This window comes from uncultured Methanobrevibacter sp. (genome assembly GCF_902788255.1).
Taxonomy (GTDB): domain Archaea; phylum Methanobacteriota; class Methanobacteria; order Methanobacteriales; family Methanobacteriaceae; genus Methanocatella.
This window is the reverse complement of sequence record NZ_CADAJR010000002.1, coordinates 76455-102236: the sequence shown is the minus strand read 5'-3', so window position 1 is coordinate 102236 and position 25782 is coordinate 76455. Positions and strand designations below refer to the sequence as shown.

26 protein-coding genes are annotated in these 25782 nt (G+C 35.3%); 10 read left to right on the top strand and 16 right to left on the bottom strand.

Annotated elements, in window-relative coordinates:
* The first annotated feature begins 47 nt into the window (after positions 1–47).
* From QZV03_RS01075 to QZV03_RS01065, 3 genes are all read left to right on the top strand, one after another.
* Positions 48–2285, top strand: coding sequence for a hypothetical protein (locus tag QZV03_RS01075; protein ID WP_296873858.1), 2238 nt, complete (start codon positions 48–50; stop codon positions 2283–2285).
* Positions 2286–2395: 110 nt separating this feature from the next.
* Positions 2396–2635, top strand: coding sequence for a hypothetical protein (locus QZV03_RS01070; protein ID WP_295600114.1), 240 nt, complete (start codon positions 2396–2398; stop codon positions 2633–2635).
* Between the two features lie 178 nt (positions 2636–2813).
* Positions 2814–3161: a hypothetical protein gene (locus QZV03_RS01065; RefSeq protein ID WP_296873857.1), complete on the top strand. Its 348-nt coding sequence runs from the start codon at positions 2814–2816 to the stop codon at positions 3159–3161.
* Positions 3162–3631: 470 nt separating this feature from the next.
* Here the strand turns inward: QZV03_RS01065 and QZV03_RS01060 are convergent, their stop codons facing one another.
* From QZV03_RS01060 to QZV03_RS01010, 11 genes are all read right to left on the bottom strand, one after another.
* On the bottom strand, positions 3632–4591 hold the full coding sequence (locus tag QZV03_RS01060; protein ID WP_296873856.1) for a hypothetical protein: 960 nt from the start codon (positions 4589–4591) through the stop codon (positions 3632–3634).
* Positions 4592–4654: 63 nt separating this feature from the next.
* Positions 4655–5956, bottom strand: coding sequence for a hypothetical protein (locus tag QZV03_RS01055; protein ID WP_296873855.1), 1302 nt, complete (start codon positions 5954–5956; stop codon positions 4655–4657).
* A 336-nt stretch (positions 5957–6292) separates the two neighbouring features.
* Positions 6293–6613, bottom strand: coding sequence for a hypothetical protein (locus QZV03_RS01050; protein ID WP_296873854.1), 321 nt, complete (start codon positions 6611–6613; stop codon positions 6293–6295).
* 212 nt (positions 6614–6825) lie between these two features.
* A complete protein-coding gene (phoU, locus tag QZV03_RS01045; protein ID WP_295600128.1) occupies positions 6826–7497 on the bottom strand; it encodes a phosphate signaling complex protein PhoU in 672 nt (223 codons plus the stop codon).
* A gap of 25 nt (positions 7498–7522) precedes the next feature.
* Positions 7523–8275: a phosphate ABC transporter ATP-binding protein PstB gene (gene pstB / locus QZV03_RS01040; protein ID WP_294005164.1), complete on the bottom strand. Its 753-nt coding sequence runs from the start codon at positions 8273–8275 to the stop codon at positions 7523–7525.
* A 21-nt stretch (positions 8276–8296) separates the two neighbouring features.
* Positions 8297–9148 (bottom strand): phosphate ABC transporter permease PstA, encoded by an 852-nt coding sequence (pstA, locus tag QZV03_RS01035; RefSeq protein WP_296873853.1) that lies wholly within the window; start codon positions 9146–9148, stop codon positions 8297–8299.
* Positions 9149–9169: 21 nt separating this feature from the next.
* Positions 9170–10045 (bottom strand): phosphate ABC transporter permease subunit PstC, encoded by an 876-nt coding sequence (gene pstC / locus QZV03_RS01030; protein WP_295600136.1) that lies wholly within the window; start codon positions 10043–10045, stop codon positions 9170–9172.
* Between the two features lie 95 nt (positions 10046–10140).
* The gene (locus QZV03_RS01025) at positions 10141–10956 is read right to left on the bottom strand and encodes a phosphate ABC transporter substrate-binding protein (RefSeq protein WP_296873852.1); all 816 of its coding nucleotides are present in this window, start codon (positions 10954–10956) and stop codon (positions 10141–10143) included.
* 477 nt (positions 10957–11433) lie between these two features.
* Complete coding sequence (locus QZV03_RS01020) at positions 11434–11751, bottom strand: hypothetical protein (RefSeq protein ID WP_295600142.1); 318 nt, start codon at positions 11749–11751, stop codon at positions 11434–11436.
* Between the two features lie 8 nt (positions 11752–11759).
* A complete protein-coding gene (locus QZV03_RS01015; RefSeq protein ID WP_295600144.1) occupies positions 11760–11897 on the bottom strand; it encodes a hypothetical protein in 138 nt (45 codons plus the stop codon).
* Positions 11898–12650, bottom strand: coding sequence for a DUF3100 domain-containing protein (locus tag QZV03_RS01010; protein WP_296873851.1), 753 nt, complete (start codon positions 12648–12650; stop codon positions 11898–11900).
* A 577-nt stretch (positions 12651–13227) separates the two neighbouring features.
* Between QZV03_RS01010 and QZV03_RS01005 the strand changes: the two genes are divergently transcribed.
* The 3 genes from QZV03_RS01005 (at position 13228) to QZV03_RS00995 (ending at position 15239) form a co-directional block, all read left to right on the top strand.
* Positions 13228–14115: a phosphate uptake regulator PhoU gene (locus tag QZV03_RS01005; protein ID WP_295600153.1), complete on the top strand. Its 888-nt coding sequence runs from the start codon at positions 13228–13230 to the stop codon at positions 14113–14115.
* Positions 14116–14680: 565 nt separating this feature from the next.
* Entirely contained in the window at positions 14681–14968 is a 288-nt protein-coding gene (locus QZV03_RS01000) for a hypothetical protein (protein ID WP_296873850.1), read from the top strand.
* A 1-nt stretch (position 14969) separates the two neighbouring features.
* Positions 14970–15239 carry a hypothetical protein gene (locus tag QZV03_RS00995; RefSeq protein ID WP_296873849.1) on the top strand — a complete coding sequence of 90 codons (270 nt, stop codon included), beginning with the start codon at positions 14970–14972 and terminating at the stop codon, positions 15237–15239.
* 23 nt (positions 15240–15262) lie between these two features.
* On the opposite strand, the gene QZV03_RS00990 is transcribed toward QZV03_RS00995, so the two are convergent.
* Complete coding sequence (locus tag QZV03_RS00990) at positions 15263–15658, bottom strand: nuclear transport factor 2 family protein (RefSeq protein ID WP_296873848.1); 396 nt, start codon at positions 15656–15658, stop codon at positions 15263–15265.
* A gap of 69 nt (positions 15659–15727) precedes the next feature.
* Between QZV03_RS00990 and QZV03_RS00985 the strand changes: the two genes are divergently transcribed.
* On the top strand, positions 15728–16516 hold the full coding sequence (locus QZV03_RS00985) for an NAD+ synthase (RefSeq protein WP_296873865.1): 789 nt from the start codon (positions 15728–15730) through the stop codon (positions 16514–16516).
* Between the two features lie 11 nt (positions 16517–16527).
* On the top strand, positions 16528–19383 hold the full coding sequence (gene leuS, locus QZV03_RS00980; RefSeq protein WP_296873847.1) for a leucine--tRNA ligase: 2856 nt from the start codon (positions 16528–16530) through the stop codon (positions 19381–19383).
* Positions 19384–19597: 214 nt separating this feature from the next.
* On the opposite strand, the gene QZV03_RS00975 is transcribed toward leuS, so the two are convergent.
* Positions 19598–20329 (bottom strand): tRNA (adenine-N1)-methyltransferase, encoded by a 732-nt coding sequence (locus QZV03_RS00975; protein ID WP_296873846.1) that lies wholly within the window; start codon positions 20327–20329, stop codon positions 19598–19600.
* Positions 20326–21285, bottom strand: coding sequence for a zinc metalloprotease HtpX (locus QZV03_RS00970; RefSeq protein WP_296873845.1), 960 nt, complete (start codon positions 21283–21285; stop codon positions 20326–20328). The genes QZV03_RS00975 and QZV03_RS00970 overlap by 4 nt, the downstream gene beginning before the upstream one ends.
* A 147-nt stretch (positions 21286–21432) precedes the next feature.
* Between QZV03_RS00970 and QZV03_RS00965 the strand changes: the two genes are divergently transcribed.
* Positions 21433–22380: a replication factor C small subunit gene (locus tag QZV03_RS00965; RefSeq protein ID WP_296873844.1), complete on the top strand. Its 948-nt coding sequence runs from the start codon at positions 21433–21435 to the stop codon at positions 22378–22380.
* 9 nt (positions 22381–22389) lie between these two features.
* Positions 22390–23910 carry a replication factor C large subunit gene (locus QZV03_RS00960; protein ID WP_296873843.1) on the top strand — a complete coding sequence of 507 codons (1521 nt, stop codon included), beginning with the start codon at positions 22390–22392 and terminating at the stop codon, positions 23908–23910.
* 72 nt (positions 23911–23982) lie between these two features.
* On the opposite strand, the gene QZV03_RS00955 is transcribed toward QZV03_RS00960, so the two are convergent.
* Positions 23983–24672, bottom strand: a complete 690-nt coding sequence (locus tag QZV03_RS00955; RefSeq protein ID WP_296873842.1) for an ATPase — start codon at positions 24670–24672, stop codon at positions 23983–23985.
* Positions 24673–24679: 7 nt separating this feature from the next.
* The gene (aroE, locus tag QZV03_RS00950; RefSeq protein ID WP_296873841.1) at positions 24680–25525 is read right to left on the bottom strand and encodes a shikimate dehydrogenase; all 846 of its coding nucleotides are present in this window, start codon (positions 25523–25525) and stop codon (positions 24680–24682) included.
* Positions 25526–25782: the final 257 nt, after the last annotated feature.

Genomic DNA, 25782 nt, shown 5'->3' with positions numbered 1-25782 from the left:
ATTTTTCATTTCTATTTTTTTTAAATTTACTTAGGAGGTGATGAATATTGAAGTTTAACAATAAATTATTTTTCATTTCCATTTTTCTAATATTCTTATGCTGCATCATGTCTGTTAGCGCTAATGAAAATGTTTTTGATGATGCACAAAATGTAACTTTAGAAAATGATGAAAATAATGAAGTTATCAGTGTTTCACAAGATTCCACACTCGAAGATACAAATCGTGGCATGGATAAAATCTATGTTAATGCTAGTTCGGATAATGATGATTTTTCATCCGCCAGTCAAGGTTGGGAATATGCAGTTAATAGATTGGATCAATCCATTATGCAAATTAGTAACAATGGAGTGATTTATGTTGCAGATGGCAACTATACCAATTTTATCGGAGCTGATGTTTCTAAAAATTTTAAAGTGTTAGGCTGTGGAGACAATGTTGTTGTTCAACCTCAATGGTTTTTCCAGTTAGGTTCCCACCAAGGGGAGTCCTCAATCACTTTTGAAAACATTATTTTTAAACCTCATCCTGATGGTACTAAAGCCCAATTCAGCAGTAATTTTAATTTTATTAATTGTACTTTTATTAATCTTCCTTTGGAAACCCAAACTCTAATTGTTGACAACCAATGGTGCATACCTAGCAGAGGTTATTTTGAAGATAATTTTTTTAATTGCACATTCAGAGATTATCATCAGGACAATACATGTATCAATGCTTTAATTGCTTCTAAATTAACTTTTAACAATTGTATTTTTGAAAATATTACTGCAGATTCCATTGTAACCATTGATTTATCTAAATGGTCTGGTGGAGCAGATATCAGGAATTCTGTTTTCAGTGATGTTTTTATTAATGGAGTATTCGACACATCAAAGAAAGGATTTTGTAGTTTTGTAAATAATACTGGCGACGTCACAGTGTTTAGACAAGACCCTCCTAAAACCAATATTGTTTTAGAGATTATTGATAGGTATAGTTTTAGGTCTGTTTTGACTGATGAATCTGGAAGACCCATCAAAGGTGCTGAGATTATCTGGTCATTTTGGGGAAGCCTAGTAGATAGATTAATCACGGATGATGAGGGTGTAACAGTTTTAACCCATAATGACACCCATGAAAATATTCACGTTGAAGCCAAATATGAGGGAATCAAATCTCTTAATTTGAATTATGAAGGGGATGTTGACAGTATTGATGTGGATTATCCTCAATTTGAGAAAGATACAATATTTATATATGTAACCGATGAAAGCTCAGTGACATTTACTTTAAAAAACAAACTAAACACAGTTATTGGTAATTCCAATGTTACTTATATTGTTGATGGTGTTGAAGGTACTGCAGTCACTGACGGTAATGGTTCATTTATTTTAAGCAATCTCATTGGCGAAGTTGATGTTTATGTAAGCTATAACGGAAGCGACAATTACTCTGCATCAAGTGATTTCTTTTATTTGGACTTTCCAAAAATCAAAACACAAATCATATCAGATAACATTACTGTAGGCTATAAAAAAGGAAAACTGTCATTGATATTGAAAGGCAATGGAAATCCACTTTCAAATCAAACTTTATATGTAGTTTTAAACGGTAAAGAATATTTCCCTATAACTAATAGTAATGGAGAAGCAACTATTGATTTGTCTTTAACCCCAAATGTTTATATTGCTCAAATTTATTATGCAGAGGATGCCAAGCACAATGCAAGTGAAGTAAAATCACTCATAACTGTTGTTGATGATAGAATCAAAACAAGTTTAACTGCCAAAGACATTACAATTGCTTATGGCTCCGATAACAAGTTAATCATTAGTTTAAAAGCGAATGGCAAACCTCTCAGTAATGTTAAGGTCAATGTCAATGGTCAAAATAAGTTAACTGATAAAAATGGTCAAATTATAATGGTTTTATCATCATTAACTCCAAAAAGTTATAATTTCAAGTTTTCATTTGAAGGCAATGATATGTATGCTCCTTCATCTGGAAGTGCTAAAGTCACAGTTAACAAAGCGCCTTCAAAAATAACTGCAAAGAAAGCTACCTTTAAAAAAGCTAAAAAATACAGTATTACTTTGAAAGCTGGTAAAAAGGCGGTGAATAAAGTTAAGGTTACCATTAAAGTAGGTAAAAAGACTTATACTGCTAAAACCAATGCCAAAGGTAAAGCAACTTTCAACCTTAAAAAGTTAACCAAAAAAGGCAAGTATACAGCAGTTATTAAATTCAAAGGAAATAAACTTTACAAGGCATCAAGTAAAAAAGTAAAAATTGTTGTTAAATAAGTGATTTAATATCACTTTATTCTTTTTTTTATCGATTAGGTATAATCTTTTCTTGTCATTAACATTTTAGAAAAAAATGTTTTTTTGAAATTGATGAGGGGAGATTATTAATGTATAGTGAGGATTTAGAAATTATTGCTGATTTTCATAAGTTGGCAGGTCATTCAAAAGGTTCAATCAAGTCATACAACACTGCTTTTAGCAAGTACAGGAATTTCCATAATATGAGTTTAAATCAGCTCCTGAATGAAGCAATTGATGAACAGGAAAATCATGTTCCATTAACTCAACTTAAATTATTTGATAGGTTAAATTCATTTAAGCAACACCTAGTTGAAAATCATATCTGAAACACAATCGCATCTACATTAACCAAAATAAAAACTTTCTATAAATACAATCGGGTGGATGTTCCGTTCATACCTCCAGTAAACACTAAAATCATTAGCCAAAATGATTGCATATGCTATGAAGATTTGCTGAGAAAAGAAGAAATCAGAAAAAGCTTTTAATCTTGCTGATGATGATTTGAAAGCATGGATTCTTGTCATGGCCAGTAGTGGGGCTTCAAGATGTGAAGCAAAATCAATGACTAATGAAATGTTATACAATGGCACATATTCTTATCATAATAAAAGCACTGTTGAGGATGCTTTCAAGTTTTTGGCAAATGCTGACAATGTGGTCTGTACATGCAAACTCAAAAGAAAAAAGACAAACAAGCCATATTGCACTTTTCTAAATCCGGAAACAGTTCAGTATATTGCCAAGTTAAAAATCAAACAAGGAGATTTCAATCCCAATAGTTCGTTTCTAAAATATGATGTTAACTATATAATTAATAGTCATTATAATATTTTTCACATCATGTTATAAGCGAACCAATTCGCCAGGCCGGAACCACGCCGACCAGCGGGAGGCGTGTGTGTAGGCCTGGTGTAAAGAATTGGTGAGCATATACTATAGTGAGGAACCGGCCCTCGCCGGCCGGTTCCGTATATAGGGAGTGTATTAAAAATAAGCTGTCCATCTCTGATGGACAGGTTGCGACGAATGAAATGAGTCGCAATAGGTATATGAAGGAATAATTAATTTTGTCAGATTTAAGAACCGACCCTTTAGCGGTCGGTTCGAGGTTAAGTTTTGATAAACTTGATTTTATTTTGCATTGGCATTCTTGGGTAATTATATGGGGGGCTTGTCCCCCATTAATTAGGCATTAAGGGTTACAATGCAAATAGGGGATGGGAAGTGAAACACCATAAACACTTCCCGCCTTATTTCAATAACGAGCGTTCAATGAAAAAATCTAGCTCCGGTGGAAAAAGCATAAAACACCATAATAGCTATATTCTAGTTCTATTGAAACCCATATCCTTTAAGATTTTATTATATTCCTCACGAGTGGTAAATGAAGGAGCGTTTTCATCATCGCTTCGGCCAGTTGATCCGGTTTCACCGGTTTCACCAGAGTTTCCGGGATTTCTACCACCGGGAGTGGAACCGTCATTAGCTGCTTCAATTTTTATTCTTCTTTCAGCAAGTTTTTCCATCAGTTCCATATCAACGTCACCGGACAATAGCTTATCTATAATTTCTTTATCCTGAGCATTCTCATTATAGTTGAAGTTGTATTTAGCTTCGTACTCTTTAATTTTTCTTTCATTTTCAGCTTTTCTAAGTTCAGATAATTCTTTCAGGATATCATCTTTACTGTCGATGAATTCCTTATTCTCTTCAATAGCTTTTTTAATCTCATCGTACTTTTTGGATTCTTCTTTTAGATTATTTATTTCATCCTGAAGCTTTCCGATTTCAGCATCCTTTCCTTGCAGTTTTTCCAATAATAAAGAAGTGGCTACATTTGTATCTTTAGATGGTGCTGGTTGTGGCTGTGGTGCAGGAGGTTCCGGATTTCCACTAGCTCCAGTTTCACCTGTTATTTCAGAATTCAACAATCTAATTTTTCTAGGGTTTTTAGTAACTCCAACGTCTATTAAACTCATAGTATCAATTCCAAATGAATCTCCGTTATCTTTTAATAAGACATCAACTTTAGGAGACAACCCTTTTCCTTCCATGTCCAGTTCATCAGGAATTTCAAGGAATAGCTTTCCTTCCTCGTATTCAATATTGTTTCCGATGCCGACATAGATATTGTCATGTTCAGAAGTTAAAGGAATTCCTCCACGGTAGTTTTCAGCTATTAGTTTAAGATCATCTTCTGTCCACTCAACTGGTTTGTCGAGTCTTTCATCCAAGTCCGAATAGTCGTATGATCCAACTTCAAAAAGTTCATGCCTCATGGTTATCACATTTTATTATATTAATTATTATATATTTTATTACTTATTTTATATAAATCTTTATTATATTTCTACACCACTATCTGTTAAAATCCTTTCACCTACAGGCTGTTCCTCTTCAAAGTTACTTAGATAATTCTTATAGATTTCATCACCTTCAGCTGAAAGTTCCATAATGTATCTTAACACGTCATCTCTTGAATAACTGAAGTAAACATCTAAAGTTTCACTAATGCCCATCAATTCCAATTGCCTATTTAATAATTCATTGCAGTACTTTAACACCCACTTCTGGTCATTAGCCACATTAACGATAAATCCTGTAATAGCTGAATCGTTAATGTATTCAGCAACGTTCTGGTTGGATTTTTCATTACCTGCCTGAGACTGGGGAGTAACGAAAGTCCTTAAAATATTATTTCTAAAGATTTCAGTCTGTCTTGTATAATCGGATTGGTAGTTGTTACCACCTAATATTTTAGATTCAATTCCCGGAGGTACAATGGCCACGTTTGAATCAGCAGTTGTTCCATAATCAGCGTAAAGATTTTCTTTTGCAGTAGCTGAAAGTTCTGTAACAATAGGCTGACCGTTACTATCCAAAGAAGGTTTTACTTCAATAATATTATCTTTATTAATTCTTTCCACCTGATTACGTTCTAAATTGCACTTGTGATATATATCATCAAGGCAATTCAGGATAATGCTTTGAGCTTCACAGTATATTTCATTGTACATAAAGTTAATGACCTCATCAGGTTCATACTTTACCGTTAATGTTCCCTCTTCAACACTAACATAATTATCGAACTCTTCTGGAGATCCGTTAACAATATCTTTAGGCATCTCATGCAAGTATAGCTGCACTTCATTATCATCATTGAACTCTTTTTTTAATCCATAGCCGTGAGCACCAATTTCTAAAAATACTGGTTTAATGTATTTACCTATGGATTTGTCCCAACGCTGAACTGGTTTTATTAAACCTTCACCATCAACCATTCCACCTTGCAGAATATTTTTAGCAACCTGGCTGATGTCAATTTTCCTTGCCCATAAGATTAAAGTAAATTTCTGTTCTGCAGATAGTTTGTTTTCCTTATCCACAAGAACAATATTAACATTAGCTTTATCAATTCTGTTTTTCAAAACACCTGAAGTGTAACCGTCAAGTTTAACAGCATATCTGGCATTAGCTATTGTCTTATTGATTACTGGTGGAAGTGCATCAACAAGATCAAGACCTGTATTTATTCCGTCAGTTCTAGGCTGTCTTTCATCCTCGCCCCAATAGCTGCGTTTAGTGTTATATTGCTCCACACGATTATTCAATAATCTAGTTTTAATAAAATCAGTAACACCCATATTATCATTTCCATAAATAATATTTATTATATTTTTTATTATATTATTTATATAAATTAAATAATAAAAGTTACGAGTGCCATCCAAAAATTTTATAATTACTAAAAAATAAATTTTTTATTAGAATTTTTGTTTTGTCATAAGTATGACAACTTTATCATATGTTTTATACGAATTGTTTTAAAGTTCGTAACCTCTTGCCTGCATAATACTCGATGTTAATGTTGAGAAATTCAATAGCTACTTTTTTTGTTTTCATTTCCTTAGATGATATTGACTTAACGGCAGTGATTTTGGAAATCAAATATGATTTTGGACTGAGATATATGAAGCGTTTCAGAATGTGAGTTTTGAATAGCTAATGGCATCTGTCTTTCTTTTTGCAGTTTTTGTTATTTCTTCATGATAGAAATAATTTACAACAATTGGAAGTTCATCAAAAGGTTGTATGATAGAGTCATTATCCCTAAGATACAGCAATCCTTGATTTTCGCAGTATTCCTTAATTTCATTATTCAGGCTCTTCCAATAGCTCCTATCTTTTTTATTATATGTCAAATCATATAATGGAAATAAATCAGGGTACTTTTCTTTAATATAATTTAAGATGGTTGATTTATACTCGCCCTTCAAGTTTAAATTTTCAAGCCAAATCAAATTGCAATAATCTTTTGTCTTGTTAATAATGGATGGAACATTGGTAATTTCGGGAATCGCAATAATTTTAATATTTATATCAAACTTATATGCATTCCTAATTGGAATCTTGATTATAACTGTTGGCAGTTTTGAAATTTTAGTAATGAAATATAAAAAAAATTTAAGTGAATGAAAGATTTATACTCACTAGAAATAAAATTATTCAAAATTCAATCATCAATACTTGGTCTTCTCAATGTTAACATGAATATTGTTCTAGATCCTATGCTAACTGATTTATCTGCAATTCTCTCAAAGTATCTGGCCAGAAAAATAACATCAACAAAATAGGGAATCAACTCATTATTTTTAATCATATTTTCGGTAACTTCATTTAAAATTGAGTCATACATCTCATCGATTCTATCATCATCAATAGGTAATTCTTTTGCTTTATCCAAATCCTGATTTGAAAATACAAAGAACGATTTTTTTAATATAATCAAGGTATAATCTCCCATACACTCCAATTCTTTAAGAATTTTTTCAGGAATGTCTGCACATTGAATGTTTTTAATTAATTTAGCAATTTTTAAACATAAATGAGAAATTCTTTTAAAATGGCTTATTACCCGAAGTGTTGATTCGATAAACATCAAATCCTTAGCTAAAGGCTGTTCTGTAGCCATGAATTTAATACATTCTCTTTCTAAATCAATTGTTTTAATATCTATTGTAGTAGAACATTCTTCAATATTTTCAAAATCTGTTTCATCATAGTTTTCAAGCAATCTGACAACAGTTCCAGTTAATTTAATGGTTAAATTTCCTAATTCTTCATAACCTTCTTTAATATTGTTAATTCTATTTTGAAATGTGATGCTTGGAGATTTTTCATTCATTATTATACCTCCTTAATTTAATTTATTATCCGAACCTTCCGGTTATATATTCTTCTGTTTTTTGTTCTTTTGGACTTACAAATATCTGTTCTGTCCTTCCACTTTCAATAATCTCTCCATTTAAGAAAAAGGAAGTGTAATCTGAAACTCTTGATGCCTGTTGCATATTATGCGTTACAATAATGATTGTATAACCTTTTTTAAGTTCATGAATCAAATCCTCAATTTTTAATGTTGAAATTGGATCTAGAGCAGAACAGGGTTCATCCATTAAAATAACTTCAGGATTATTGGCTATCGTCCTTGCAATACATAATCTTTGTTGTTGACCTCCAGATAATCCCATTGCGGATTTATCAAGTTTATCTTTAACTTCATCCCAAATTGCTGCTGATTTTAAACTTTCCTCAACTCTTTGTTTTATAAAATCTTCATCTTCTTCTCCATGAATTCTTAAACCATAAGCTACATTTTCAAAAATGGATTTTGGAAAAGGATTGGGTTTTTGAAAAACCATTCCTACTTTTCTTCTCAAATCCACAACATCCATTTCAGGAGCATAAACATCTTCATCATCAAGAAGGAGAGTTCCATCACATTTAAATGCTGGTATTAAATCATTCATCCTATTAATTGACCTTAAAAAAGTTGATTTGCCACAACCTGATGGACCGATTAATGCAGTGACTGTGTTTTCAGCTACTTTAAAATTTATGTCTTTAAGAATATGAGCATCTCCGAAATAAGTATTTAAATGCTCAACAGTAATTTTTTCCATAATTAAATCTCCTTACTTTATTTATTTTCCCATCATTTTATTTTGATATCTTTCTGTGAAATAATTAGTTAAAAATGTAATAATCAATACAATAATCACTAGAACGGCTGCAGTTCCAAAGGCATTAGGTAAAGAAATGCCTTCAGTTGCCAAAATATACAAATGAAGCGGCAATGGCCTACCCGGATCGAGTATTGAAATTGGCATGGTAATGGATGAGCCTACAGCATACATTACAGCGGCTGCTTCAGAAATTGCTCTTGTCATTCCCAATATTATTCCAGTGACAATTCCGGAAAGTGCTGCAGGCAGGACAACTTTATAAATGGTCTGCCATTTTGTAGCGCCCAATCCATAACTTCCTTCTACATATATGCTTGGCACTGAGCGTATAGATACTTCTGAAACTTGAAATATTGTTGGAATCCCCATAATAGCTAAAACTAAACTGGCTGAAAATATGGACCATCCCAAATTTAAAAATATGACAAAAAAAGATAATCCAAACAAACCATACACTATTGAAGGAATTGAAGCTAATATTTCGGCTCCAAAACGTATTATCCTAGTTAATTTTCCATCATTTGCATATTCCGCCATATAAATAGCAGCACCTACTCCCAATGGAGTGGATATTAAAACTGAAAGCAAAGTTACATATAAACTTGATACGATTATTGGAAATATCCCGCCTGATGCACCCTGATTTTCAACTTGACCGAAAATAAATTCTAAATTTATTACCGGAAGGCCCTTAATTAAAATATATGCTAAAATAATTACCAGAATTGTTAAGGTAATAATTCCTGAAAGTAGAAATATTGAATTCATTATTTTTTGAGAAATTTTTGCAGATATAAAATTAAAATTCATTTTTCATACCTCCTTTTGTATTCATAATGTTCCTCCACCAATATCCATACTGTATTTCCTTTGAATATGATTTGCAATAATTAACAATGAAATAATTACTATAAACAGCACGACTGCAGTAGCAAATAAAGCATTATAATGAATGCCGATTGCATAATTCATTTCCAATGCGATATTTGAGGTCAAAGTTCTAGCAGGACTTAAAATCGATGCTGGTATTTTTGCAACATTGCCTATGACCATTAGTACAGCCAATGTTTCACCCACAGCCCTGCCCATTCCTAAAATAATTGAGGTAATAATGCCCGGCAGTGCTGATGGAAAAACAACTCTACGAATTGTTTGCCAGTTTGTTGCTCCTAAACCTAAAGATGCTTCTTTGTAATCCTGCGGAACTGCTCTTAATGAATCATAAGAAACCGAAATTATAGTCGGCAAAATCATGATGGACAATATGATTGCTGCAGTAAGTATGCCGAAGCCAGTTCCCCCAAATTGAGATCTTATAAATGGGACTAATAAAATTAGACCAAAAAATCCAAAAACAACAGAAGGGATTCCAGATAATGTTTGAATAACGGGTTTTAAAAACTTTCTAACTTTACTGCTTGCAACTTCTGCCATAAATATTGCACATGAAAGAGATAAAGGAACTGACATTAAAAGTGCAATGAATGTAACATATAATGATCCAATTATCATTGCAAATACACCAAATTGCCCTTCATTTGGCGCCCAGATATTTCCAAATAAAAATTGGGCGATTCCATATTCCTGTATTGCAGGGAAAGCCTCGATAAATATAAAACTTATTATAAGTAAAATCACCAAACAAGAGAATAATGCAATAATAAACAATGATTTCTCCATTATTGTTTCAGATGTAAGTTTAGACATGTTAAATCCCTCCAGTATAAAAAAATTAAGAATAAAAAATATAATGAAAACATTAGTTATCATATTTATTTTTTAAATTCCTGTTGTCGGGTTATTTATTTTGATTTGATAATTTTTTCTCCTTTTAAAACATTATCTGCTTCAGTGCTATTTATCCAGTCGATAAAGTCTTTTAGATCACCTGATGGTTCTCCTTTAACAAGGAATAAAAATGGTCTTTTTAATTCATAAGAACCGTCTGCGATACTTTCAGTGCTTGGAGCTACTCCTTCGATACTTAAAGATTTCACATCATCAGACATGTGTGCGAATGAAACAAAACCAATAGCGTTTTCATCTTGTTTGACAGATTGTTTTACAGCTTCAGTTGAACTTTGAACAATGGCATCACTTTTGATTTTTGTATTTCCCATTACAATACTTTTAAATGCATCTAAAGTACCTGATCCCTCTTCACGGACTATAACATGGATTTTACTATCATTTCCACCAACTTCTTTCCAGTTGGTGATTTTTCCGGAAAATATGTCTTTTAATTGGGTACTAGTTAAATCTGATACATCATTATTTCTGTTAACAGCTAATACAATTCCATCCTGACCAAGTTCATATTCTTTTAATCCTTCTTTTTCATTATCGTCCAATTCTTTTGAACTTGTACCAATTTCTGCGCTTCCTTCATGGACACTTTTAATGCCTACGCTAGATCCTCCACCTTGAACATTAATGTTTGCATTGGGGTGAGTAATTTTATATTCTTCTACTAGTTTTTCAGCTACTGGTTGTACAGATGTGGAACCTACTATATCAATTCTTTCGGAGCTTCCAAATCCTGAAAATAGTAAAATTCCACTCATAATGATTAACACGGTTGCAATAACAATAACTGCAATTCTATGGTTCTTTTTCATTTATTTTGCCTCTTTGTAATTGATTAAATGTAGGATCTGATTTTCTCCTACAATTTGAAAGTCTTTTTTTACATTATTTAAGTGTTACTATTTAGTGAAATAAAATTCCTATAATGTGAATAATAAATGATGGGGCATTTAATAAAAAAATAAAAAAATACCTAAAAAATGAACAGATTTTTTGCTGAAGAAAAAATAAGCATCATTTGAAAAGTAACTTCGCGGTAATTTTCTTTTTTCCAAAATTAACATGATTTGTAATTTATCAATTGTATACTCAACATGAATGTGAACATTAAATTTCCCAGGTATTCTGCGATATTAATTAACCTGAACAATTTCAGCTTATGATGGATGACTCCTCAATGCTAACAGCAAAATGGATGATGATACCAAACATCACAATCCAAAGCCAATTGAGTTTTAGAGTTGTTTTCATATATTAAAAATGAATGCCAGACTGAAACACACCGCTCACTAAACTAACATATCTACCATTGCATATCCCATATAAGAAGATAAAATAACTAATATTGTAAATATAATCACGCGCAATCTGTCTTCTTTAAACTCAGTTTCATTTCCGATCAGGCCAATTCCAACATACCCTATAAAAACTGTACCTATTGATAAAATTTCAATTTGAGACACATAATATAAAACAAAATGTGAAGTAGGCATTGCGGGAAATGCTACAATAATGCCTATTATAATAATAAAGATAATTGATGGAATTTTAATTGGTAATTTTCGTTCTAAAAAAACGCTTAAAAGGACAATAGATGATAAAATCACTATTCCACCTAAAGAATCTGATATGGATGTTTATAACCCGCACAATTACCAATTACTGTGATAATTGAAAATATGGTTAAAAGCAAAATCCAATTTAAAATGCCCTCTGATGTCATTTCAGTTATTTCATCGATTAAATCAGACATTCATTCTTCCTCATTTTTGGTTATATCTTTTCTTCCGATTTTTGGTTCTAAAATTGTATATAATTTTTCAGTGAATGGCAGAGCCAAAAACATGACGATATATATTCCCGCAGAAAAGGACAACAAATTACTGAATCCTGCAAATGCTTCAATTTGAGTTTCTAAACCGGGAAATGCCGCAAGTGTGGGTCCAAGAGAAGCAGCATTCATACTTGCACTGCCTACTCCACTTGCCATTGCAAATGCAAAAGGATGTAATGGTAGAATTGAAACACTAATACTTGTTAAAAAACTAATGAATACAGTTCCAATTATTGTTCCGACTATGAATAGTGCAAATATCCCTCTTGCTTCAGGAGAATTAAATCCATACTTGTCAACAACAACTGCAACTTCAGGTTCACGGCAAATGGAATTTGTCAAGCCAATTGATTCTCGTTTAAATCCTAAAAGTAAGGCTACAGGAAGTGCGATTAAAATTGTTGCAAGGTGCCCTAACTCCTGTAACATTAATGCAGGCCCCATTTCCAATAATAAATGTATTGATTGACCGCTGGATATTGCTAATTTTGCGATTAAAATTCCAATGAAAAGCATTATGGCACCTTCAGCAATTCTGGATTGTTTTCTTTGGATCCATTTTATTGGTTTTGCAAGGTAGCATATTAAGCCTAAAATCATTGTGTATAACAAGGGCATTACTGAAACTGTAACCCCTTTTGTAGGGGTTATTTCAATTGGACCGATATACATTGCAACAATTGTCAAAAAAAGCACAGTTAAATGGGTGGAAATTTCCTTTTGAATATTATATATTGTGATATAAATATTAATTAATAGCAATTTTTTTATCTTAACATTAATGGACGTTTTTGAATAGTGGTCTGATTTTAAACTAAGATATAATAAAGTATTTTTTTTGAGAATGATTTTAAGGAGTATTTGTGATGAATATTGCCTATGATTCTTCCTATTTCTTATTCAAGACATATTAAAACTCTTACATTTTTTTTGTTTCATTTAAATATATTTTTCATTATTTTCTATTCTCATTATTGGAATTGTTAAGTTTATTAATATTTTTTTCAATTAATTTGATTCACTTTTTATGAATGAAAATTCACATTTTAGCAAAGTTTAAATAAGTCTAAAATCATTGTTTTAATTAAGTGAATATGAAAATATTTGCATTCAAAAAATCTGGATTATCCTAAAGATGAATAATGCATATTAATTAAATTAAATGAGGAATGGATATTGAGTATATAAAATACAGATAAAACAGTCACTGTTTATTTAATTTTTTATTTTAAATATTGGAGAGGATTTTATGGCACGGAGTGATAAAACATTAGAAGATATCTTGGATGTTATTTTTTATGATAAACCTTCTACTCAAGATGAAATTGCAGATAAATTAAGAATTAGCCGTAGATATGTTACTCAGTTACTTAAACCATTGATTGAAGAAGACATTGTCAAAAGGGCATATGTCATTGATTTAAATAAATATGATGAAAAATATGGTTCTTCAAATCCAATTTTTAACATCAAACAGCATTCCGCCTTTTTCTTAATTGAAAACATGTTAGGCAGCATGAGCGGACATGTTAAGGAACAGGTCCAAATGTCTTTTGATGCTATTTTAAATAATGATAAGAAATTAGCGGAAGAAGCTTTAAAATTAGATTTTACAACAAATAACATGTTTGAAAAAGTTCGTTCCTCTGTTGAAACTGTTGTTGATGTTGATCCTCATTCCAAACTTTCTAAAATCTTGTTATTCAGCGAGGCAGCATACAATTACGAGCGCATTGGGGATTATTCCGGCCATATTGCAAAATTTGTTATCAATGAGAAGTCCCCCGTTGATGATGAACTTTTAAAGATATTAAAAAAAATGCATAAATATTCACAAAGGTCTATTTCATATGCAACTGATGCTTTTATTAAAGGTAGTATAGAATTACGTGGAGATTTGATGGATACGGAAGAAAAAATTCATGAAAACCAACAGAAAGCCATGAATCTCATAGCTAATCAGATGGTTGAAACTTCTTTTGATGATGTTGAAATGTCGAATTATTATATTTACATATCACGTGTTGTGAAATCATTCGAAAGAATGGGGGATATCTCAGTGGAAATCATGGATTTGGCTCTTGAATTCCATAAGGATATTCCAAGATCAACTACTCCACGTTCATTCAGGGAATAATTTATTTCATTGAATCATTCTGGGAAAAGTGTTGAATTAATAACTCTCATATTTTCAAAATATGATTAATTGGAAATAGAGATTAAATTAAAGTTTCAGTGCTGGAAATCGATAAGTATAGGAACTTTTTTATAAGTTTTATACGAACAAAAGTTAATTTTATTATTGATGGTGAAGATATAGTATTTTATAAATTGTCCACGGAAAAGTGGTAAGTAATCGAAAATCCGATTTCTTACTTTTAGTTACTAAATGTAATTTTAATATTTTATAGTATATAAAGTTAGTTATTGCCCCATATTGTAAACATCAAAAACATTCCATTACACATGAATCCCCATGAGTCCACTGATTTTATAAAAATACTTTCTAAATATGGATTAATTTCATCTTTTTAATCAAATTTCTCATTGAATTCCACTTTGTGAACTACCTCAATTATAAATTCAAAGTATAATTTTCATACATAATGAAAATCAACGATACTTTTTTAACTATAATAATACATATTAATATTGAAAACAGTTAATCATTAAAAATAAATTAAATTAATGGTGGTAAAAAAATGTTGGAAGAATTTTTGCCCTTTGTGGGCCTGATTATTTTTGGAAATATAGAAAACCTGATTCTGGCATCCCAGGGTGTTGTTGAGGGAGTAAACCCTAAGATTTTAGGTTTGTTAAGTATTATAGTAGTTATCATATGGTTATTCATTGGTTTCGTAGCAACAGATGTGGCAATGCAATACTCCCAGTACATATCATTCATCGGAGGACTTGCAATCGTGATATTAGGTATCAAATCCGTTCGTGACGCCGTGCGCCACATAAAAGAAACAGAAGGAGATGCATAAAATGGTTGAGTGGAAAGATTATGCTCCATTTTCAGGATTACTGATTTTTGGAAACATAGAAAACCTGGTTCTTGCATCACAGGGTGCAGTGGCCCATGTAGACCCATACATATTATCTGTATTGAGCCTGATTACAGTTGTAGCATGGTTCCTTCTTGGAACATACGGAACAAAAGTCGCTATCAAATACGCCGACTACATTGAAATATTCGGTGGTGTGGCAATCATCATTTTAGGTGTTCAATCAATGCTTGAAGCCATGGGATTATAGATTAATCCCATTAATTACTTTTTTTAGTTATCCCAATCACCAATTATCCAGACGCCATCTATTTTTCTAAAATTGATTACAGTATCCAATGTCCATTTGCCGTTTATACCATAGACTTTGGCGGTGAGAGTAACATCCCCCACCAGTGACGCATTGTTTTCATCATCATGAAGAATTGTGGGGTCCTGAATTTCTGATTTGTAATAATTCAATGTGCCATCCAACACCTCATCGATGAACTCCCTTTTGGACTGCCTTTTTCCGGACATATGAACCAAAACATAATCATCCGACAACATTTCATCAAGCTTGTCCTCATCCTTGTCAATTATTGCCTGCTGGAATTCAACGAACCTGTTGATAATTTCACTGTCAATTTCACTGAATGATTTTTCACATATAATTTCCACATCGCTCATACTATACTATTATATTATAAAAAATACATATTGTTTACTGTATAAATGGTTTAAAAGGTTGGTGAGAATATCAGTAACATTCCAAAATTAGATGTTGAAACTACAAAAAACGATATCATAAACTTTATTCAAACAAAAGTGGCCGAAGCCAAAAGCAGCGGAATCGTTGTTGGTTTGAGTGGAGGAATTGACTCAACACTAGCCGCATATCTGGCATGTGAAGCATTGGGCAGTGATAATGTATTTGGAATTGTTATGCCGTCCGTTACCACACCAACAGAGGACAATATCCATGGAATCGAAATTGCAAAAAGATTGGGAATAAACTATACGCAAATATCAATCGACAGCATTCTAAAGGAATATCTGTCCGTGACAGATCTTGATGAAAACACCCTAGCAGTGGGAAATCTCAAGGCAAGAATCAGAATGTCAATCATTTATTATTATGCAAACGCAAAGAATTACCTTGTCAGCGGTACAGGTAACAAAAGCGAAATTCTTATCGGTTACTTTACCAAACATGGAGACGGAGCCTGTGATATAGAACCGATAGGAGACTTATATAAAACTGACGTGTATGAATTGGCCAGACACATGGAAGTTCCAGCCGAAATCATTGACAAGCCTCCAAGGGCAGGACTGTGGAACAACCAGACCGACGAGGATGAAATCGGAATGGACTATGATACACTTGACCGAATCCTTTATTTATACACTGAAAAAAACAATGGAAATGCCGAAATCAGTGCAAAATTAGGCATTTCAGAAGATGACGTTGATATGATCATTACAAAAGTTATCAGGAGCAGGCACAAAAGCGAAGTTCCTGAAAGCCCTCAAAAAACAATCTTATGAATGGTGATTTAGTGAGCGAAAATATTGAAAAGAAATGGCAGAAAAAATGGGCTGATGCAAAACTATTTGAATCAAACCCAGATGAGCGAGAAAAACTATTCCTAACCGTGGCTTTCCCATACCCAAGTGGAGCTATGCATATCGGACACGGACGTACATATACCGTACCTGACGTATACGCAAGATTCAAAAGGATGGAAGGATACAACGTGCTCTTCCCTATGGCATGGCACGTGACCGGAGCACCAGTTATCGGTATTGCAGACAGGATCCAGAGAAAAGACCCTTGGACCCTTGATTTGTACCACAGAGTACACGGCGTTCCAAAGGAAACCCTACCGAAACTTGAAGATCCGGAATTCATCGTGAAATACTTCTCCACAGAATACCACGAGGTTATGGAGGAGATGGGTTACTCCATTGATTGGAGAAGGGAATTCAGAACAATCGACCCAACCTATAAGAAGTTCATAGAATGGCAGATAACCACATTGTACGAAAAGGGACTTGTCCAGAAAGGAGAACACCCTGTAAAATACTGTCCGAACTGTGACAACCCCGTTGGAGACCACGACCTTCTTGAAGGTGAAGGTATTGGAGTAAACGAGTTGACCCTTTTAAAATTCACTATTGACGATAAGGTTCTCGTGACTGCAACCCTAAGGCCTGAAACCATCGTCGGAGCAACAAACATCTGGCTGAACCCTGATGTGGAATATGTTCTGGTGGATGCGGAAGGTGAAAACTGGGTAATCACAAAAGAAGCTCACTACAACCTGCAGCACCAAATCAAGGATTTGAAAATCATTGAGGAAATTGACCCTAATGACTTGATTGGAAAAATGGCAACAAATCCGTTTACCGGTGCAGAATTACCGATTTTCCCTGCAAGCTTTGTCAGCGCATCATACGGTAGTGGAGTCGTTTTCTCAGAACCTGCAGATGCACCTGCAGACTACATTGCACTACAGGACTTGAAAAACAATGATGAGATGATTGCAAAATACAATCTGGAAGGAATCATTGAAAATGTGGAACCTATTCCAGTATGCACACTCAAGGGATACGGCGAAATTCCAGCCGCAGACATCATCGAAAGGTTAGGAATTACAGACCAAAACGATGAAAAACTGCATGAGGCCACAAACGAACTGTACAAACAGCAGCACAGTAAGGGTAAAATCATCGATTCAATACCTGAATTTGGAGGCATGAAAGTTCGTTTTGCACGTGAAGAGCTCAAGGAAAAGCTGATCAATGACAATATCGCAACCGTAATGTATGACTTTGCCGAAAGGCCTGTTGTGTGCAGATGCGGAAACAACTGTGTCGTCAAAATCATGGATGACCAGTGGTTCATGAAATACGGCAATGAAGAGTGGACCGAAAAGACCCTTGAGGTTCTTGAAGGCGAAACAGTCATTCCAAAGGAAATCAAGAACAATTTCGAATACTACCTTAACTGGCTTGACGACTGGGCATGCTCAAGAAAGGTAGGACTTGGAACAAGACTCCCATGGGATGACCAATGGCTGATTGAACCTTTAACCGATTCAACAATCTACATGTCCTACTATTCAATAGCAAAATACCTTCGCGACATGAACCCTGATGATTTGAACCGCGCATTCTTTGACAAGGTGCTCTTAAACAAGGATTCAGGTGAAATCACTGTGCCTGCAGACAAAGTCAAAGAGATCCAGGATGAATTCAACTACTGGTACCCTCTTGACTGGAGACTGTCCGCAAAGGACCTTGTCGGAAACCACCTGAGCTTTTTAATGTTCCACCACAGTGCGATTTATCCTAAGGACAAATGGCCAAGGGGAACTGTCGTATTCGGAATGGGTCTTTTGGAAGGAAACAAGATGTCCTCCTCCAAAGGTAACGTTATCCTATTGAAAGACGCTATCAAAGACTATACAGCTGACGTTGTAAGGCTGTTCCTGATGGCTTCAGCCGAACCATGGCAGGACTTCGACTGGAGGGAAAAAGAGGTTCTTGGAACCAAAAGAAGACTTGAATGGTTCAGGGAATTTGCAGCAAGAGTCGAAGAAATCAAAGGCTCACCACTTGACCTAAGCAATATTGAACCTGTTGAACTGACACGTACAATCGACCTATGGATGATGAGCCAGCTCAACCAGCATATCAAGAATGCAACCGAAGCCCTTGAAGTATTCCAGACAAGACAGGCACTGCAGGATTCACTATTCCTTCTTAAAAAGGATGTTGACCACTACATCTACCGTGTAAAACACATAATTGACGATAAGGACCCTGCAGTAATCTATGTGCTGTCAACTGTTCTTGAAAGCTGGATCAAGCTTTTAGCACCGTTCACACCTCACACCTCAGAAGAGTTATGGAGCGCATATGGTGGAGAGGGCTTTGTAAGCCAGGCAGCATGGCCTGAAGCTGACGAGTCACTAATCAGTCCGGTCATTGAAAAATCAGAGGGCCTTGTGGAAAACATCATCAAGGACATTGCACACATCAAGCAGATGGTAAAGGACGATGTGGAAAAAATCCATATCTATCTTGCCCCTGACTGGAAATGGGACCTTTACAAAATAGCTGATGAGGTTGGAAAACCTGATATCGGTCAGATTATGGGAAGAGCAATCGGCGCCAAAATCTATGACGACAAAAAGGAAATTGCAATGGTTGCTAAAAAAATCGGTAAGGAGATTACCAAAACACGCTACATCGGCAAAATCAACGAGGCAGAAATCCTAACCGATGCACTTGACTACATCAAGGAAGAATGCGGAAACGAAGTAGTTATTCACACCGATGACTCATATGACCCACAAAACAAGGCTAAAAACGCAATGCCTTACAAACCTGCAATTTTCATGGAATAATTAACATTATTCCTTATCTTTTTTATTTTTGAATAACCATCCAAAAAAATACATTTATCAAATCCTTTACTTATTTTTTATTCTACCTACATGTACATATGGATTTCGGTCGTACTCGTTTTAAAAATTACGTAAAAAGAAATTATGATTGAAAATATTAAATGAATTAAAAAAAATAGTAAAATAATTATAGCTGAAATCGATTAAATGACAACTATAATTTCCTTGCAAATACCAGATATCCGCTGTGACCAACCATACGGGTCTTTGGCCTGACACCCTGAGGCCTGACTTCAAGTCCCCTTTCCATGGTCTCAAATATTTCAATGTCGAAAAAGCCCAGCTTCTTGGCAATCCTGTATGAAATTTCAGCCTGGTCAATGTAAGGTGCATAGACACAAAGCCATCCGCCGACATTCAGGGACTCCATCACATCCTCAAATATCTCAAAGGGCTTTGGCAAGTCCAAAAAGATCAAGTCGATATTGTCCTCATCGATTCCGTCCTTGATGTTCTTGTTTTTTACATGGATATTGGTTATGCCGAAGTTTTCAATGTTCTTTTGGGCAACCTTTGCGAAATCCTCACGGATTTCATAGGTGAACACTTCCCCTTCAGGCCCGACGACATTACCGAAGTTCAATGCAATGGCTCCCGCACCGGTTCCAGCATCAACCACACGTGAACCTGCACCCAAACCTGAATGCGCCAGGACCTGTCCGATGTCCTTTTTGATAAGAATTGAACATCTTCTGTCCATGATGTCAATGAAATCATTGATGTTTGGTTTCATGATTTTAAAGGTGTGATCAAGATGGCTTTTTACCTCATCCCCTATTTCGGCCTCATCCAGGACCTCCGCCTTGATTATTCCAAGGTCGCTTTGAAATTCCTCACCAGGCTTCAGGACATACTTCTTTCCACGTTCATCCAAAATCATTCTCATTCTAATAACTCCGCCAATCTTTTAACTCTTTTAAGTGAATCAGGGTGAGTTGAAAGCAGTTCCATGATTCCGTTCTTTCTTGAAATCTTAACATCAGAGTTCAGAAGTCTTTTAAGTTCCTCTTCGGATATTTTGCCGTCACCGTCAAAGTCGATTTGCTGGAAATCTGTGATATCATTTCTTGCGTTGTTGACGTCATTTACAAAGAATGCCCTGTTGGTATTTACCTCATCGATTGTTTCCTTGCTGCATCTTGCAGCACCATAGGACAATTTGTAGAGCGCCGATACCAATGATGCAGGATGGTTTCCATACTCGACACTGGCCTGGTCCGCATAGTACTCACGGGTTCTTGAAATGAACAGCACCAGCACCTGACCGATGAGATAGAAGAGATAACCCAAAATGCCTATTATGATTCCTCCGCCGTTACGGCTGTCTCCGGAAAACATGAATGACAGTGCAATGTAGTAGCAAATCATTGGAATTACGCTAACAGCAGCGGTTACGATCATGTCATTGTGTTTGATGTGACCCATTTCGTGGCCAAGTACCGCCCTTAGCTCGTCACGGTCAAGAAGACCCAATATCGGACGGGTTATTGCAATGTGTCCGCTTCTGCTTGATCTTCCATAAGCAAATGCATTTGGAATGTTGATTTCTGACAATCCGAGTTCCGGTTTTGGAACACCCGCCTCATCAGCCAATTCCTGAATCATTTGATGAATGTGTGGAGCTTCCGCCTCGGACAGTGGCCTTACATTCATTGAACGTTTGACAATGCTCGGTCCAAACCAATACTGTAAAAATACTATAACTATACTTGCTGCGAAGTACAGTCTCCAACTGCTTATTCCCAAATACCATCCGGCAAGGGAAATCAGGAAATAAACGATTGTAAACATTATTACGGAAGTTAAAATCATCCGCAGTTTAAGTCTCCATGCTCCTTTCATTTTTAACACCTTAAATTTTTTGCATTGATTACCAAATGCTCACACTTTAACTATTTATAAATTGGATTTCATACATTAAAAAAGTTAATCCAAAAAATAATTTAACAACATAGTACATAAATTTTATCATAAATAAATGGTGATTAAATGAGCGGACCATGGGTAGAAAAATATAGACCACAAAAATTAGAAGACATCGTTGGACAAAAGCAAATCGTAGCAAGACTTCAAAAGTATGTAGGCGAAAACAGCATGCCTAACCTAATGTTTACAGGTCCGGCAGGTGTCGGTAAAACAACCACAGCCTTGGCACTGGCCAAATCAATATTGGGAGAATACTGGAGAAACAACTTTTTGGAATTAAACGCTTCAGATGCAAGGGGAATCGATACAGTCAGAAATGACATCAAGAACTTCTGCAGACTGAAACCGGTCGGCGCCCCATTCAGAATAATCTTTTTAGACGAAGTCGACAACATGACCAAGGATGCGCAGCACGCACTTCGTCGTGAAATGGAAATGTATACCAAAACCGCTTCATTTATACTTTCATGTAACTATTCATCAAAAATCATTGACCCTATTCAATCAAGATGCGCAATATTCAGATTCGCTCCGATAAAGGCGGAAGAGATTACTGAAAGGCTTAAATTCATCTGTGAAACTGAAGGATTCAACTATGATGACAAAGGCCTTGAAGCAATAGTCTACTTTGCGGAAGGAGACATGCGTAAGGCAGTTAATGTCCTTCAATCTGCCGCTTCAGAAGGAGAGGCAATTACAGAGGATTCAGTGTACGAAGTCGTCTCAAAGGCAAAGCCACAGGACATCGGAAACATGATAACCAAGGCACTGATGGGAGACTTCATGGGAGCCCGTACAATATTGAGGGAAACAATGGTACTGCAGGGAACCAGCGGAGAGGACATGGTTACCCAAATCTATCAGGACGTTTCCAGAAGGGTGCTCGATGGAAAGATGGAAGCAGGCATTTACATGGATTTAATTGAAGCAATTGCAGAATGCGACTTTAGAATAAGGGAAGGAGCAAATCCAAGAATACAGCTTGAAGCGTTACTCACTCAATTCTTATAAGGTATTCAAATGTTATGGACTGACAAATACCGACCACAGGAACTCTCCCAGATGGTAGGTAATAAAAAAGAGATTAAAATAATCCAGGAATGGGTTAAAAACTGGAAAGAAGGTAACCCACAGATACCATTGCTGTTAGTAGGTCCACCAGGCATTGGAAAGACAACTTTAGCTCTGATTATCGCTAAAGAGTTTTCAGAACACATTGAGTTGAATGCAAGTGACAAACGTTCACAGGATGCCATCAAGGCGACAATCGGAGAGTCATCCTCCTCAAGATCCCTTTTCGGGGACGAGTACAAACTTATTATCCTTGATGAGATTGACGGTATTCACGGAACAAACGACAGGGGCGGAGTAAAGGCGATTGGTGAAATAATTAAAAAATCACACCATCCGATGATTTTTACTGCAAATGACTTCTATTCAAAACGTCTTCAGTCAATAAAACCGAAATGCCAAGTCATCAAAATGAAAAAGTCAAGATGGAACTCAATTTCTGCACTTTTAAGAAAAATAGCTCAGGCAGAAGGTGTGGAAGTTGAACCCGCAGCGCTCAAGGAGATAGCTACAAAATCCCAGGGAGACGTTCGCTCAGCAATAAATACCCTGCAGGCATTGAGTGACAAGGACAAAAAACTGGAAGTGAGTGATGTGGAAAACATTGTCACCAAAGACTCACGTTCAGACATATTCAATGCGATAACAGGTGTTTTGAAAAGTAAAACTCCCGCACATGTGAAAGAGGCAATGTGGATTGAAGAGGATCCCACACTTGTAATGGAATACATAGCAGAAAACATTCCTCGCGAATACAAAAAAACAGATGAAATTAAAAAGGCTTATGATTACATTTCAAAGGCAGACATATTCTTCGGAAGAACCCAAAGAAGCAGAAACTACGGCTACTGGAAATACGCAAGTGATTTCATGGGAATTGGAGTGAGCAACTCAAAACATGAAACCTACAAGAAGTTCACAAAAATCCAGACACCAAGCATTTTTGGCCTGATGGGCCGCAATCGTGGAAAGCGTAATTTACGTGACAAAATCTGTGAAAGAATGTTTGAAAAAATGCATGTTTCAAGTGGAGTGGCCGTTTCAATGTTTCCATATCTTGAAATAATGTTTCAGAACGATGAGCTTGCATGGGAAATTTCCGACTTTTTAGGTTTTTTCAATGAACCGGACGAAAAAGAAACTGATAAGCTAATCAAAGTATTTAGAAAGAAAAAAATACCTAAAAAAGTTATAACAAAAATGGAAAAACGCAAGGCGGAAATGCATGTTGAAGAGCGTGACAGACGTGCAGAAGAGCTTAAAAATCAGATGATGAATTTCATTCCAGAAGAAGTTCCTTCAGATGAGGAAATTGAACCTGAAACCGAAGAAATTATCGAACCTGTAGAAGAAATCATTGAAGAGGAACCTGCTGTTGAGGAAATTGAATCTGAAACCGAAGAAATTATTGAAGAGGAAAAGGTTGAAAAGAAAGATAAAACCAAACAAACAACACTTTTCAGCTTTTAGTAGCGAAACATCCAATTGATGGAATATCATATATTTTTGGAAAGCCAATCCTACCAATTTAAAATTGGAGCATTACTGTATCTCAGAAAGCTTTTCACTAATATACTCGCTAGCGTTTACAACATTATCCTTATACTGAGGTGCCACATCCTCAAGAAATTCGCTGAAGGAAATTGCCAATTCATTATTATTTTCCCTTTTGATTGATTCCTTACCATCCATTTTTAAAAATGAGTTGATCCAGTCTAGTGAAACGTTGGCAAGAGGATATATTTCATCATCCCTTTTAGAATAGTTTAAACCTTCACCCTTGAAAAAACCCTCAAAGATATTGTTGACCTCATCGTCCAATATGATCGGATTTACCTTCAAATCATATTCACCATCATAAACCAGTCTTATGCCGTACTTACGAGTGTAGGGCTCAAGAAGCAGCTCCACAATATAATTGTCCTCGGGCATCAGAACCCTTGAATTGGGTTTGGCTTCAAGTGCAAGGTGCTTTGATGACTTTGCACAGATTTTCTGGAAGAGTTTGTTTCTTACAACCTCAATTTCCGGATACTGCCTGTTGAATGTGGCCTCACGGGTTCTTGAAAACTTGGAAAACCTTAAATTGTTTATATAGATTTTTTCAGGAGTGTATGAGATATACCTGGTATCCACTCCAATGATTTTTAAGTATTTCAGCACATCCTTTTTTGATGATGAAAACTCGTCATCATCAGATGTCAAATTTGATATGTCAAACATTAAATCCATATTATCACTATAAGTCGAGAGTTTGTCTCAATGCCCTTTCCATCTCATCAACGGGAGCCTTTTTGCCTGTCCAAATCTCAAAGCTTTCGGCACCCTGGTAGAGCAGCATCTTAATTCCATAAACCGGTTTGGCACCTGCCTTCAAGGCTTCCTTTATCAACACGGTTTCATTTGGGTTGTATACAGCATCAAATACCACAAGATCCTCATGCATCTGACCGGCTTCAACAATGGCCGCATCGTTTACATGGGGATGCATTCCGATCGGGGTTGTATCCACAAGAATGTCAGCCTCATCCACATAATCACCGATTTTGGATATGGAATCCGATTTGACCTCACCAATCAAGCCTGAGTCCATGACATCGCCGGCCAGATTCTGTGCCTTTTCGACATTCCGGTTAAGTATTGTCAGTGATTCGGCACCGTATTTTGCAATGTAAAATGATATTGCCCTTGAGGCTCCGCCCGCACCGGCAACAACAACATTCCTGTTTTTGATTGGTGTTACCTCTTCGATTGCCTTGACGGCACCGATTCCATCGGTGTTGTATCCTTTCATGCTCTTGAAATCTATTGTATTGACTGCACCTATTAAATCAGCCACTTCATCGATTTCATCCAGAAATTCCATAACATCAATCTTGTGTGGAATTGTTACATTGAATCCCTTGATGTTTAATGCCTTCGCCCCTTCAACTGCGGATTTCAGGTTATTTGGATTTACATCAAAAGCAACATATGCCCAATCCATATCCAGTTTTTGAAAGGCTGCATTGTGCATTGGCGGTGAGAAACTATGTTCCACGGGATGTCCGATTAAAGCAACTATATTTGTACTACCAGTAATCATATAATTATAGTTGACTGAGAAAATATAAATAATTTCGTTTTGAAAATGAAAAAAAAAACAGTAGAAAATCATTGAAAAAAATTTAATGTCTATATTGCAAGGATTAGCTTACAATATCACCCATTAGACATTAAATTCAACCAATCATTTTGAGGTTACTAATTGAGTAACGCTCTTACTACATTATTTATGGAATGTCATATATAAATCTGATTATTAAATACAGTAATTGATAAGTGTCTTCTCCAGAAAAAGGC